12 protein-coding genes are annotated in these 12,711 nt (G+C 63.4%); 4 read left to right on the top strand and 8 right to left on the bottom strand.

All coding sequences use genetic code 11. The annotated features are described in order from the left end of the window. Positions 1 to 182 precede the first annotated feature (182 nt). Positions 183 to 2,894: a hypothetical protein gene (locus tag KF783_RS15620; RefSeq protein ID WP_294081008.1), complete on the bottom strand. Its 2,712-nt coding sequence runs from the start codon at positions 2,892 to 2,894 to the stop codon at positions 183 to 185. 68 nt (positions 2,895 to 2,962) lie between these two features. After that, positions 2,963 to 3,775 carry a PAN domain-containing protein gene (locus KF783_RS15615; protein WP_294081006.1) on the bottom strand — a complete coding sequence of 271 codons (813 nt, stop codon included), beginning with the start codon at positions 3,773 to 3,775 and terminating at the stop codon, positions 2,963 to 2,965. A 169-nt stretch (positions 3,776 to 3,944) separates the two neighbouring features. Here KF783_RS15615 and KF783_RS15610 point away from each other — a divergent pair, with 169 nt between their 5' ends. The 3 genes from KF783_RS15610 to KF783_RS15600 all read left to right on the top strand — a co-directional run bounded on the left by KF783_RS15610 (position 3,945) and on the right by KF783_RS15600 (position 5,489). Then, complete coding sequence (locus tag KF783_RS15610) at positions 3,945 to 4,385, top strand: hypothetical protein (RefSeq protein WP_294081004.1); 441 nt, start codon at positions 3,945 to 3,947, stop codon at positions 4,383 to 4,385. A gap of 64 nt (positions 4,386 to 4,449) precedes the next feature. After that, on the top strand, positions 4,450 to 4,917 hold the full coding sequence (locus KF783_RS15605; protein WP_294081001.1) for a hypothetical protein: 468 nt from the start codon (positions 4,450 to 4,452) through the stop codon (positions 4,915 to 4,917). Then, complete coding sequence (locus KF783_RS15600; RefSeq protein ID WP_294080999.1) at positions 4,914 to 5,489, top strand: ECF-type sigma factor; 576 nt, start codon at positions 4,914 to 4,916, stop codon at positions 5,487 to 5,489. Before KF783_RS15605 ends, KF783_RS15600 begins: the two co-directional genes overlap by 4 nt. Here the strand turns inward: KF783_RS15600 and KF783_RS15595 are convergent. From KF783_RS15595 to KF783_RS15575, 5 genes are all read right to left on the bottom strand, one after another. Beyond that, positions 5,486 to 7,837, bottom strand: a complete 2,352-nt coding sequence (locus KF783_RS15595; protein ID WP_294080995.1) for a serine/threonine-protein kinase — start codon at positions 7,835 to 7,837, stop codon at positions 5,486 to 5,488. The genes KF783_RS15600 and KF783_RS15595 overlap by 4 nt on opposite strands. Before the next feature lie 196 nt (positions 7,838 to 8,033). Further along, positions 8,034 to 8,270, bottom strand: a complete 237-nt coding sequence (locus KF783_RS15590; RefSeq protein WP_294080993.1) for a hypothetical protein — start codon at positions 8,268 to 8,270, stop codon at positions 8,034 to 8,036. Continuing rightward, positions 8,267 to 8,428: a hypothetical protein gene (locus KF783_RS15585; RefSeq protein ID WP_294080992.1), complete on the bottom strand. Its 162-nt coding sequence runs from the start codon at positions 8,426 to 8,428 to the stop codon at positions 8,267 to 8,269. The genes KF783_RS15590 and KF783_RS15585 overlap by 4 nt, the downstream gene beginning before the upstream one ends. Next, the gene (locus KF783_RS15580) at positions 8,397 to 9,170 is read right to left on the bottom strand and encodes a hypothetical protein (RefSeq protein WP_294080990.1); all 774 of its coding nucleotides are present in this window, start codon (positions 9,168 to 9,170) and stop codon (positions 8,397 to 8,399) included. The genes KF783_RS15585 and KF783_RS15580 overlap by 32 nt, the downstream gene beginning before the upstream one ends. A gap of 373 nt (positions 9,171 to 9,543) precedes the next feature. Beyond that, on the bottom strand, positions 9,544 to 10,494 hold the full coding sequence (locus tag KF783_RS15575) for an IS1595 family transposase (RefSeq protein WP_294080988.1): 951 nt from the start codon (positions 10,492 to 10,494) through the stop codon (positions 9,544 to 9,546). A 144-nt stretch (positions 10,495 to 10,638) separates the two neighbouring features. Here KF783_RS15575 and KF783_RS15570 point away from each other — a divergent pair, with 144 nt between their 5' ends. Then, positions 10,639 to 11,244: a hypothetical protein gene (locus KF783_RS15570; protein WP_294080986.1), complete on the top strand. Its 606-nt coding sequence runs from the start codon at positions 10,639 to 10,641 to the stop codon at positions 11,242 to 11,244. Between the two features lie 42 nt (positions 11,245 to 11,286). Here KF783_RS15570 and KF783_RS15565 read toward each other — a convergent pair whose 3' ends face one another. Beyond that, on the bottom strand, positions 11,287 to 12,702 hold the full coding sequence (locus KF783_RS15565) for an aldehyde dehydrogenase family protein (RefSeq protein WP_294081046.1): 1,416 nt from the start codon (positions 12,700 to 12,702) through the stop codon (positions 11,287 to 11,289). Positions 12,703 to 12,711 lie beyond the last annotated feature (9 nt).

The following is a 12,711-nucleotide window of genomic DNA, read 5'->3' as shown; positions in this document are numbered from 1 at the left end:
GCCCGGCCACCCCGGAACTTCGCCCGGAATTGGTCGAGTTAAGAAGGTTCGATCTACGCAATTTTTGGGCGGCGAGCCGGCCGACGGGTTTGATTGTGCCACGCTCGAAAAGCAGACTCTTCGTTTGCAGAATCCAGGCGATGTTGCATCGACTGTTCCTGTTGCCCATCCGCGTCGTCTCGTCACGGAACCGCACCGGTGCTCTTCCACAAGCAGATCAGTCGCCTGGTTTCTTCCCAGTTCGCCAGATAGGCTTCGCGCATCTGGCGCAGCAGCGCCGGATTGTCGCGGGCCAGATCGCCGTGCAGGTGGCGCAGCGCCTTGTCGAGGTCGAGCCGGGTCACGTCCTTGGCACAGGCTTCAATCGCCGCATCGTCGGGGACGGTCGCCACGCGACCGCGTCCCGGAGAGGATGCGCCGCTGCCGAACGCGTCATCGCCGGCACCACCGGCGCCGGCCGCGCCGGATTCGGCTCGTCCCTCACCCGCCTCGCTGTGAATCTTGCCCAGCGCCTCGACCATCATGTCGCCGGACATGCCTGCCAGCGACATTTTGTGGAAGAAGTCGGTCGGGACCATCGCCGCGGGATCGGTCGGAAGCACGTCTCCCTTGGCCTCGTCATGCGCGATACCGATGCTGAACGCGCCGCTGACGACGCCGCCAAATTCCTTCCCAGAGTCGAGCGAACTCTTACTGAAATCGGCGCGATAGGTGCCGATGAACGCCCCTTCGGTCGCCGAGATGATCTGGATATCGACCGCATCGGTTTCCATGCTGACCTGTCCGTCCAGCCCGTCGATCTGGAGCGGCGGATAGCGTGGTTCCAGCCAGGTGGCGGTCGCGCGGCCCCCGCTTACGGGACCGCGATGCCCGGCTTCGATGCGTGGGAATGTCAGCTTGATCACCAAACCGGACAGGTTGGACGGATTCGCCGCCTGTTGCAGCATCACCGTCATCTCGGCGGGTGAAATCTTCCTTTCGGTTGCGTCGGTCAGCCGCTCCTCGACCATCCCCAGACTGCCGGCCATGGCTCCGGCGGCGAATTGCGCCTTGGCGATCCGCTCATCCTGGATGACCGAGATCTCGATCTCATCGGTTCCACGCGCGGTGGATAGAGTCGGCGTCTTCTTGCCCATTGGCGGCGCGTTGGAGCGAGGCGGGCGCACTTCCTGCCCCTTGTTGTTGACCCGTATCGTCGGGGTATAGAAAAGTTGCCCCGTCGCGCTGCCGATCTCCAGCGCCACGGTGACGCGGATCGACACCGGCCGCGTCTTCACCGCCTTCGGCGCACAGTTCGTAAAGGTAAGGATCGACTCCCCGTTCACCGCCGCGCGCATCAGCGGTCGCGCATCGACCATGATCCAGCGCCGCGTCCGGCCCGATCCGCCGGTCACCGGCTGGGACTGAAGATGCGCCAGACACTGGCCGCGAACCCCGACATGGATATTGTCGATCGCCTCCGCGCCACCGTTGAGCGCGGTGACGCTGATCGTCACGCGCGGATAGGCTTCGGGACTGGTGATCAGATAGGGCAGTTTGAACCGGATCGCGCGCGCGGCGAGCGGTTGAATATTGCGAATGACGTGGTCGATATCCTGCTGCTCCCCGATCTCAAGCAGCGGCACTCCGTCTGGGAACATCGCATGAATCCATTTGGGGTGCGCCAGATTGCCGGCACGGCTCTTGATCACCTGATCCGGCCATTCGACCCAATGGGCGATGAAGGCAGGGAGGGCGCGGTAGAGTCCCGCCGCCTTGTAGGCATCGTGATGCGTGCGGATGAACCGGTCGAGCAGTGCGACCCCCGCGTCCATGTCGGGATTGCCGGCAGCGGCATCGATGTCGCGTTGTTCGAGCTGCAAGCGTTTGAGGTAGTGGACGAGGCGATAGTCATCGACCGCCGCCTTGCCGCCCGCGGCGCTATTGTCGCGCCCTGCCCGTTCGTGGAACAGGAACCGCCAGAAACTCTGCGTGAAATACGTCGCGTTGCTGCGCCAGAATGCCGCAACATGCGCGGGCGTGTCCGCCGGAACTTCCGCCGGCGCCCCCTTGCCACAGGTTGCCGGACTTACTCGTGTCCACGCTGGACGCGTGGCGGGTGGCGGACGCTTCCGGCCCTCGCCATAGGGCAGTGCGAGCGGCACATCATAGGGGCGCATCCCGATGTGCTTGCCATGCTCACGTTCGCCCGCCTTGAGCTGGCTGAGCATATTATAGCCCGTCTTGGCGAGGGCGGCCTGCGCCAGTGCGTCGGTCAGTCCTTCACCCCACCAACCACCGATATGGTCGCCGTCATTGGTCCGCATCGCGCCATCTACGGCGTGGAAGATCTCGTGCGCGACCGGCACTCGATCACTCCAGGGGTGATTGCAATATGGGTCGCGGAAGTGAGAGGCGCTGTATCCGATATGCGACCCCGCGGGTACGAACGGCGTGACGAACGGAGCCAACAGGGTCGCAACATCCTCATTCGCATAGCCATAGGCGCCTGAGGCAGTACCCAGCTCTTCGACAAAGAAAATTTGAAACCGGTCATTGATGACCGGCAGAGCGGGCGCGTCGAACTTGCGCGCGATGCAGAAATCTAACGCCGCCTCGACCGCCGCCAGCGCCTTCTGCGTCTCGGCCGGAGTCAGCGGCTTGGCGGGTTTGATCCGGTCGGCGCGGTTCATGAACATATCGACATAGTCGATGATCTCGACCCTCGGCCTGGCGCGACGCATCGCCCGGTCGCGCGCCGCGCGGTCCCAGCTCATGCCGCGCAACGCCTCCAGCCGTGCCTTGCGTACGACATTTGAATCCGGGCTGAGCTGTGCAAAGACGGGTCCGCCTGTGCCTGAACCCACCAGAACCAGCCCGCCCAGCAGCGACCTGCGCGAAATCCCGTTGGCCACCGCTTGCTTCCTTCCGTCGAGAAATGGAGCGCCGGCCGCGCCCCGCAGGACACGACCGGCTGTGTCGATCAGAAGATCCGGTCGATCGCCTTGCCGATGCCTTCTTCGACCTTGTCACCGACCTTGCGCTCGGCGGCATCGCCAACACGCTGGCCCAGGCGCCCCATCACCCGGTTGATTGCCGCGTCGCCGCGCGCATTGCCGGCTGAGGGCGCGCCCTTCACGCCGGAGATACAGCATTCGCTGGTCGATGCCTCTGGCACCTTATCCTTCAGAAAGCACTCGCCATATGGCTGGCGGCCCGGCGTAACCCAGGTGAACGCCTTGCACTTGCGGTCGCCGTCGCACGCAGCCTTGCACTGTTCCCAGCCATTGCCGGGCTCACGATAGACGATCTCCCGATAGTCGTTGCCGTAGAGATCGACGTTCCGCATCGGCTGCCACGCTGGCGCCGCGGGTCGCGACATCGGCGCGGGGGCGGCGGCGGATTTGCGCGCGGCTGCGCTTCCCCTGGCCGCAGCCGCCGACGGGCCGAGATAGCGGACCGAACTCACCGATCCACCCTGCTCTCCGAGCGACGCGACCTCGCCATCAACCTCCCTGCAACCGGTCTTGTACCCGGCGTCCATGCACACCTGCCAACGCCCTTCGCTCCTGATCGAATAGGCATAGTCGTTGGCGGTGCCGTCAAAGCCCTCGGCTGCGGTCACCGTCTGAAGATCCGGCGTGTCGGCGGTGATCTTGACCGGCGCGCCCTTGAATCCTTCATCGTTGAACAGCGTGATGCTTCGCGGCGGCGCGTCGCTCCCGGTAAAGGCTCCGGCGACAACCGGCACGGCCAGCATGGCGGCCAACGCGGCGCCGAACGTCAGTTTACGCAACATATCGATCCCTTTCGACAAGCCGGCGGCGCAAGCCACGCGCGCCTCGATGGGATAGAACAGCAGCGCGGGGCGAAACCGGACATCGCGTCCCCAAAAAAGAATCTTCGCCCCACAATGTCCGGATCGGACGTCGACTCCTGTTCTGGTTCAGCGAAGGGAGACGATGATGCGAAGTCGGATTTGGTTTTGCGGCGTGATGGCGGCTGTGCTTGCTGGATGTGGCGGGTCGAAAGCACCCGATGGAAACAAGCGCGACGACGCACCTTCCCCGACTGCGAAGACGGCGACCGCCACCCCCGCCGCCGCGACGGTGACCGCCAGCCGGGCGGAGGTCGAACAGGCCTGGCGCTGTCGCGGCCTGATCAGCGCGGCATTTGCCGCGCGCACGATCCTCAAGGCGGAAATGCCTGCCGAACTGGCCGACGTACGGCTGGGAGCGGTGAATTTCTGGATCGAACGCGCCGGAACACTTCGCGCCCCGGGCATGACCGAGGAAGAGCTGGACGCGCTCACCGCCAAATCGGCCCGGATTCTGATGACGCGCGAGGCGATCGACAAGGCGGCTCCGGACATCCGCGCCTGCCTGGACCTGCAAAAGACACTCTGAATATCCATCCGGAAGCGCCGCAGGCCCCTCCTGCGCGCTTCCTCCATCGAGCTGGAGAGACGCAATGCGCAACGCGATCATCATCCTTCCCCTGCTGCTCGCCGCCTGCGGCGGCGGTGACGGGATCGAGAAGCAGGTTCGCGACCCGGAGACAGGCGAGACGACGACGGTGCGCGCGGGATCGGGGGTCAAGGCTCCCGACAATCTGCCCGTCTATGCCCCGATCTACCGCGGCGCGACAATCGAGACATCGATCACGAACGGAGCTGGTGCCGGGAAAGGGCTGATCTCCTTCTCGGTCACCGAAGACCCACAGACGATCATCGACTTCTATCGCAAGCGCGGCGCGGATGCCGGGCTGAAGGTTATGACCGAAGCGACGGTCGGGGGCGCGCGGATGCTTGCCATGGGCGGCGAAGGTGACGGCAGCGCAGCGATGCAGGTGACCGTCACCACCGACGAGGAGGAGGCAGGCCTCACCCGCGTGTCATTGGTGTATGTCGCGCCCGACGGAGACCCGCCAGAGGGGTGACAGCCAGGTCCTCGGCGCGCATCATTGCGCCCATGCAGGACGAATCGCTCGCCGATGGCACGCAATTGGCCGACACGCTCTATCCGCAACTCAAGCGGATCGCGCGTGACCTGCGCTGGCGTTACGACGCGGGCGAGACGATGCGTTCGACTGCATTGGTCAACGAATGTTTCCTGAAACTGCGGTCAAGCGCGGGCTTTGCCGACGAGCGGCATTTTCTGCGGACCGCCGCGCGCGGGATGCGCCAGATCCTGGTCAATCACGCCGAAGCGCGTAGCGCCGCCAAGCGCGGCGGCGGGACGCCGAACGAGACGTTCGAGGATGACCTGCCCGGCGTCTATTGGGAGAGCGACGACCGGCTCGTCGCGCTCGACGCCGCGCTGGGCCGACTGGCGGGCTATGCGCCCCGGTTGGCGGAGATTGTCGAGCTCCGCTTTTTCGGCGGCTATTCCGAACGCGAAGTCGCGACGCTCCTGGACTGCAATGAGCGCACCGTGCGGCGCGACTGGGTCAAGGCCAGGGCATTGCTGATGCTCGATCTCGACGGCACGCCTTCGGCGGATACGCCCTAAAGCGTCTTGCGTAGCTCCGATGCGGCGGTCGCGAGCCGTGTCCCGGCAGGACCGAGCGTCGGAACGATCGCATCGACCCGATCGAGCGCCGCGCGCGCGCCGGCCCGATCGCCATTCGCGCGCTGTGCCTTTGCCTGTGCGAGCAGCGCCATCGCCCGTGCCGGCGGCGGCGCCTTGCCCAGGCCGGATGCGGCGACCGCACGCCGGGCGGTTGCGAGCGCTTCGCCGGTCATCCCCTTGGCAAGCTGGGCATCGGCAAGTCCGGATAGCGCGGCGACCTGATGCATCGACCCGACGCCGGCAAATCGCTCGGCCATCGCAGCGGCTTCGGTCAGCGCAGCGAGCGCCGCATCGACCTTCCCCAGGATGAGCAACACCTTGCCATGGTTGTTCAATACCGCTGCGGTTCCGCCGGACGCACCGAACAGCTTGCGGCGCACCCGCACTGCCTGGGCGAACAGCGGCTCAGCCGCCTGCGGCCGCCCGGACAGCATCTCGATGGCCGCCAGGTTGTTGGCAGTATTGAGCGCGTCCGGTGTTTCGGTGAGTCCCGTCACGCGCCAGATCGCCTCGGCGGCACGGAACGCGGTCCCCGCGCCCTCCAGATCGCCCGCCGTCTGTAGTGCCACGCCCAGATTATTCTGGAAGACACCCGCCTGACGATTTCGCGTGCCGTGCATGGCGTTGTGCTCCGTCAACGCGGTCTTGAGCAGTGCGACGGCGGCGGTCGGATCGCTGGCGCGCAGAATCTGTGCCTCGACCAGTCGGCTGTCGATCATACGGGCGCGCCACTTTGCCGGATCGCGTCGCCAGAATGCCTGCGCCTGTGCCAGCAACGGCCGGGCGGCATCGACCTCGCCCAGCTGCACCAGAGCCTGCGCCATGTCGTACCGCGCCGCCGCCAGCGTATCGCCGGGCAGCTTGCCGCCGCCGGCCACCAGCGGGCCGAGCGCCACCTTCGCCGCCGCGTAATCGCCGAGATAGAAATGGAGTTCGCCAAGCGCGTGCAGCACCCGAGCGGACTCCGCGGGCGCGCGCGCGAATTCGGCCGTGATGCGTCGCGTCGCTCGGTCGAGAACGTCGCGCGATGTCGCACCGACTCCGGCAGTCTCGACGCTCTCCGCCAGGACCAGATATAGCGACTGGCGAACCGCGTCGCTCCGCGCCTCTTCGGCCAGCGCGGCGTCGCGCGCGGCCACCGCTTCGCGCCGCTGCAATTCGGTCGCGATCAGCCCTCCGGCCAGCACCGCGACGATCGCCAGCGATGCGGCGACCGGCCAGCGCGCACGCCAGATCGCGCGGCGCATGCGATAAGCGCGATTCCCCGAGCGCGCCGCAACGACGCGTCCATCGAGTGCGCGGCGCAGATCCTCCGCCATGGCCTCCAGCGTGGGGTAGCGTGCCGCAGGCTCCTTGCGAAGCGCGCGCGCGACGATCGCGTCGAGATCGGCGACCAGCGCGGACGATGCCTGCGCCAGCGCCGGGCTTTGAGCGCGCCGGGCGGCCAATCGCACCGGCTCGACATCCAGCACCCGACCGACGCCCAAAGCGACCGGCACCCCTTCAAGATCGATCGGCGGCTGCCCGCAGGCCAGGTCGTAGAGCAACGCACCCGCGCCATAGACATCGACGGGCGGTCCCGGCGGCGCGCCGGTCAGCAACTCCGGCGCCGCATAGGGGGCGGACAACGGGGCGATCGCCTCGGTCTGCGTGGACAGGTCCAGCCGCTTGGCGATGCCGAAATCGATCACCCGCACCCGCCCGTCCCCATCGACCAGCACATTCGCAGGCTTGAGATCGCGGTGCAGCACCAGCATCCGATGCGCGGCTCCGACGGCGTCGATGACGTCAAGGGCAAGGCGAATGCGTGCGGCAAGCGGCACCCCGCGCTCGGCGCACCAGCGGTCGATCGGCGCGCCGTCGATCCGCTCCATCACCATCCAGGGGCGCCCATCGGCGTCGATCCCGCCGTCGAGCAGGCGGGCAATTCCGGGGTGATCGAGTTCGGCGAGCAATTGGCGCTCGGCGGTGAATCGCGCCGCATCGACATGATCACCGTCGCGCACCCGTTTGAGCGCACCGCCCTGTTGGAACCCGCCATCGACGCGCACCACCGAATGGACGACGCCCATCCCACCGCGCCCCAGTTCGCCGACGATACGCCAGGCGCCAAACCGCGCGCCCTCCAACGGCGGCGTGCCGTTGTCCGCGATCAGCGCTGGGTCATCGAGAAATCCGTCGCTCCGATCGACCGCGTCGATCACCCGGCGCGCTGCGGCAAGAATCTCGGGATCGTCGGCAAAGACATTGCTCAGGAACAGGTCGCGCGCCTCAGGCGGAAGCTCCATGGCCTGATCGATGACGGTATCCAGACGCGCCCATTCACTGCCTCCAACCATTCCCCAGGCCCCATACGCATATTGTTCGGCAAACACCCGCCGAGCAAAATTACCAGAAGCACATGTGGCCAACAACGGCAGCGTCGAGCGAGGTGGGCGAGGGGCTCTTTTTTTGGCGATTGTATACTTTGCAAACGTGAAGCCGCTAAAGCGTTTCGGCGAACTTGAGTAGTTCATTCAAGTTTCGCGGGGCGCTGGTAGTCGCAAAATGCTTGTCAAGCCGAGAAGGGTCAATGCGGACCCAACGAATCTGGCTTTCGGCATATTCGCGCTTCCATTCTGCGCAGAGATTTAACCATTGGCTGAACGTGTAGCTGAAGCTGTTATCCATCAGCTCTGAAATGGCGCCAAAATCGCTCTCGGTGATTTCCGGCAAGTTCATTCCGGATTCTCCGGCTGCGGCTTGAGCTTAGCCACCTTGCGCAGCCGGTCATCCCAGCGAGCCTCGTCCTCGTCGGATTCGAGTTCGCGGGCTAGTTCCTTGAACCTGTCGAGTTGCGACTTGTCATTAGCGGAGGTCTTCGAAGTCTTCGTCGTCATCGTCCAGAATCGCCTTTTGAGCCTCTAGTAGCTTTATGAGCTTGCCGATCTCTTTCCCGCCCATCGAGCCAGTTACTAACACGCGCACGGCCTTACCGCGACCGAGAGGATTACGCATCCATTCCGTCTCGTTTGTTTCCATCGGTTTTGCCGCCGGGACGGGTGGCTTTACCGTGGGGCGATCTAGGACAGCTTCGTCTTGCATTTCATCACCTGCATCTTTGTCTTGCAGGCCTGATTCTGGCTCTAATAGACCCTCACTACCACCACTTTCGAACACTTTTGATTGCTCTAGAAATCGGAGCGTTTCGAGATACGCACTCTTCGCCGGGGATAGCGCAGCATCAACAAATCCGATGCGCAACAGGTACGACTCCAGAGTGCCTTCCGAAACTTGATCAGGGAATTGAGCCTGCAATTCCTTGTATAACTGCGGCTTCATACCGGCCTCCAATAGGGCACGATCCTTGCTGCGCGCATCAGTCGGGTCGGGATGCATTATATCCATTGCTAGTTGGCTTACCCGCACCTCTCCCTTCCCGACTTTCTCGGTCAATCCGAAGTGAGCGAGAGCAGCCAACGCCTTGTCAGATGCGCCGCTCTTGCCAGAATATCCCAGATGTTTTGCAGCCACCTCACGGTCGACTGGGTTCCGCCGGTCGGCATCAAAAATTTTCTTCACTGCATCAATGGACTTCGGCAGGGACATACTCGGGTGTGGCGGGCTGTTGCTGCGGGCCATCAGAATCACTCCTTAAACGCTTCTCGTTGACGGGGTTTGAAGTGTTTTTCTGAGAAATGCAATAGGGGCTGTTGACGGGGGCTGCGGGTGTTGGCATACGAGTCGTCGAAAGGAGGCGCGTGCCATGCGTGACAAGATGACCGCCAGGAGAGCCGCTCATGCCGTTCACACGCTCGCGGTGACGGTAGGGGTGAAATGAGAGAGGCCACCAATCCCGGGCTGGGGACGGTGGCCTCGATGTGAGCCTAGAAGACTAATTGATCGATCAGACTGACGGTGGTGTTCATAGCACCACCGTCTTTCTTTGTGAATCCCTGATTTGTGGGGTTTTGTGCGCCGCCGAGGCCGTTGTTTGATTGGCTTGAGCGAGTGCTTAGGCGTTGAGGTCAGGCCTTGCGTAAGTAAGGCGCTTGCCAACGATACCGCGAAGGGCGTTTCCAGCCCGATCCTGATCGTTGCAGCCCAGCTTTTCACGGTTGTTGTAGCGGAACTCGAACTCCGCAACGTAGCGGTGCAGGTGCTTCTTCTGGCAGTGCTGGTATACACCCTTCATGCCGCGCTTGAAGATCGAGAACGCGCCTTCAATCGTGTTGGTGTGGATGATGGGGTTCTCGTAATCGACGTACTGGCCTGCGCCGTGGCGGGTGAAGCCATGCGCAGCGAACGAAGCGCTAAGGTTGCGATACTGGCCCGCCTCGTCGGTCATCACGATTGCTTCGGCTGCAATGTTCGCCTGCAAAATCGGAAGCAAGTCCGCAGCCTTGAGGCTATCAACGATCATCGAACGCTGGCGACCAGTGTTGCGGTCAATCAGCGAAAGCACCTTATGCTTGTGAGCGTAGCCGCGACCCTTCTTCTGGCCCTTAGGCTTAACATCGCGGTCATTGCCAATGAAGGTTTCATCAATCTCGACGATACCACCGCCAGCGCCAAACGGGGCAAGGCCGCCTTCGCGCATGGCTTCTCGGATACGATGGCAAAGGAACCATGCACTCTTGTAGGTAATCTCAAGAACGCGGTGAAGTTGATGGGCGGAAATGCCCTTCTTGCTGCTGGTCATCAGGTAAACAGCCTGCATCGCCTTGTGCAGAGGCAAGCGCATATGCTCGAACACCGTGCCGATCTTGACAGTGAACTGCTTCTTGCAATCGCCACAGCGCCACAGGCCCTCGCGAATGCGCTTCGCCGGGTTCGCCTTGACCTTCGTAATCCGATCAACGCCGCCGCAGTGAACACACACCGGCGAGCCGTTCCACACGATCTTTTCGAGGTGGGCGAAGGCCGCTTCTTCACTGTGGAACTCGGGGCGGGAAAGGGCAGACATTGGCTTAACTCCTGATGGGGAGCTTATGCCATATCGCTACCGTGTTTGCAAGGTATATAATCGCCCTTTTTTGTGCTGCCCCCTGAAACCGCGTGCGCGGACCCACCCCGATACCCGGTTCGAACCTCCGACCTCGCCTCAACAATGACCGCTTCGAAATGCGCGCCGGCCCGGATCGAATATCAGAAATTAGGCCGCGTGACTGACTGGCAGCCGATGGCGAAACCAGCCCGATCGCGTGTGGGCTGGGCGCTGACTGTTGGCTTCGTTCACGCGGCCGGCGGCGAGAGCGAAATGCACGCGGGACGTTCACGACGCGCCTCAAATCGAGATGGTTGCGTTCGAACGACCGAATCGCATGCGCATCATTTTGCGCACGCGACTTGCACCGAAGAAGGCGTCGAGCTAACGACGCGACCGCGCATCCAGCGCCGCGATGTTGGAATTCCAACGGAACGGATGTTGGAACGCACCGCCCGAAACGCCGGCTTCTCGGTCAATTTCAAGGCCCTTCCAAGCTTTTGGAATTGGCGAAATCGCGAGACCCTCGCGAAAAACCACGCAAGAAATTTCCGTTTTGCGTCAAATCCTTCGCGAGATGGTGCAAAACCTCCCGCCCCGTTCTTCCTCATCCCAGGGGCCATTTTCGTCAACGCGAAGAATGACCGCTTTGCGCCTCAACAGCCGCCGTTAACTAGGGGCAGACCTAAGCCCGAAAGCTGCCGCAGCATTGTCCTGCCGCCGAACTAGCCACACAATCGATAGCTGCAATTGATTTTTTGGGCATCCTACTCAACGGCGGCGCACAAGTGTCTGCGCGGTCGTATACTCGAGCAGCCCCTCGGTACCGCCTTCGACGCCCATACCCGACTGCTTCATTCCCCCGAAAGCAGCCAGAGGCGTCAGGTGCTGGGTTTCGTTGACCCAGACCGTACCGCTCTGAATCCGCGCCGCAAGAGCGAATGCCGCCTCGTCGTCCCGCGACCATACAGATGCCCCAAGGCCGTATTCGCTTGCGTTAGCTCGCGCCACCGCGTCATCGACGTTGCTGAACTTGAGGAGAGGGAGGATCGGTCCGAACTGCTCTTCCTGAACAATCCGGCTTTCCTCGGGCGGGTTGTCGATGATGGTGATCGGCACGAAGAAGCCCGGCGCGTCAGACTGCTCGCCGCCGAGCAAGAACTTGTAGCCGTTGTCACGTGCGTCGCGGATCAGGTCGAGAACGCGCTCATACTGCGGTCTGTTGTTGATCGGACCCAGCTGCGTACCCTGCTCGGCACCGTCCCCGACCTTCACCGTCTTGGCGTAGGCGACCAGCGCCTCCTTGAGCGGCTCATAGATGTCCTCGTGAACATACATGCGCTTCGTCGCGATGCAAATCTGGCCATTGTTGGTGAAGGCGGCCCAGAACAGCTTCTCGGCCAGGGCCTCGACATCGACGTCGGGCATGACGATGGCCGGATCGTTGCCGCCCAGCTCCAGCGTGAGCCGCTTCAATGTGGATGACGCGCTTCGCATCACCCTGCGGCCGGTCTCCGTGGAACCGGTGAAGCTGACCTTGTCGATATCCGGGTGCTCGGTGAGCCACGGGCCGAGATGATCGCCGCCCGACACGACGTTGAGCACACCGGGGGGAAGAATGGTCGCCGCCAACTCGCCGAACTTCAAGGTGGTGAGCGGCGTAAAGGGGGAAGGCTTAAGAACCATCGTGTTCCCAGCGAGAAGCGCGGGGCCGACCTTGAACATGGCCAGCACCATCGGGAAGTTCCACGGCGCGATGGCGCCCACCACGCCCAAGGGAACGTGGCGGGTTTCACTGTAGCGGTCGGCGGAATCCTCGTTGACCGTCACGGGAAGCTCGATGGTCGAGGCGCCCTTAAGCCAGTATCCGGCTCCGCCGATCTCACCCTCCGCGTCGGCATGCGGCTTGCCCTGCTCGGACGTCAGCAGGCGCTTCAGGCCGTCGATGTTCGCCAGAACGGCGTCCCCAAGCTTGTCGATCAGCGCCCGGCGCTCGTCGATGGGCGTCGCCGCCCAGGCCGGAAACGCCCTGCGGGCCGCGGCAACCGCGGCGTCAAGCTGCTCCTTGGTCGCGTCCGGCGCCTGGCCGATAACGGTTTCATTCGCGGGGTTCACGACGTCGAACATCGACGCGCCGACGACGGCATTGCCACCAATCGTCATGCTGAACGACTTGTCGAAATCCATCTGCCTCTC

This window comes from Sphingomonas sp. (assembly GCF_019635455.1).
Classification (GTDB): domain Bacteria; phylum Pseudomonadota; class Alphaproteobacteria; order Sphingomonadales; family Sphingomonadaceae; genus Sphingomonas.
The sequence above is the reverse complement of the archived record's forward strand: the minus strand, read 5'-3'. Positions and strand labels throughout refer to the sequence as shown.

Bases quoted from the DNA above. Each gene is read 5' to 3' on its own strand.
- KF783_RS15570 (WP_294080986.1), top strand. From the start codon at position 10,639: ATGACCGCTTCGAAATGCGCGCCGGCCCGGATCGAATATCAGAAATTA.
- KF783_RS15590 (WP_294080993.1), bottom strand. From the start codon at position 8,270: ATGAACTTGCCGGAAATCACCGAGAGCGATTTTGGCGCCATTTCAGAG.
- KF783_RS15585 (WP_294080992.1), bottom strand. From the start codon at position 8,428: ATGACGACGAAGACTTCGAAGACCTCCGCTAATGACAAGTCGCAACTC.
- KF783_RS15610 (WP_294081004.1), top strand. From the start codon at position 3,945: ATGCGAAGTCGGATTTGGTTTTGCGGCGTGATGGCGGCTGTGCTTGCT.
- KF783_RS15580 (WP_294080990.1), bottom strand. From the start codon at position 9,170: ATGGCCCGCAGCAACAGCCCGCCACACCCGAGTATGTCCCTGCCGAAG.
- KF783_RS15565 (WP_294081046.1), bottom strand. From the start codon at position 12,702: ATGGATTTCGACAAGTCGTTCAGCATGACGATTGGTGGCAATGCCGTC.
- KF783_RS15575 (WP_294080988.1), bottom strand. From the start codon at position 10,494: ATGTCTGCCCTTTCCCGCCCCGAGTTCCACAGTGAAGAAGCGGCCTTC.
- KF783_RS15605 (WP_294081001.1), top strand. From the start codon at position 4,450: ATGCGCAACGCGATCATCATCCTTCCCCTGCTGCTCGCCGCCTGCGGC.
- KF783_RS15595 (WP_294080995.1), bottom strand. From the start codon at position 7,837: ATGGAGCTTCCGCCTGAGGCGCGCGACCTGTTCCTGAGCAATGTCTTT.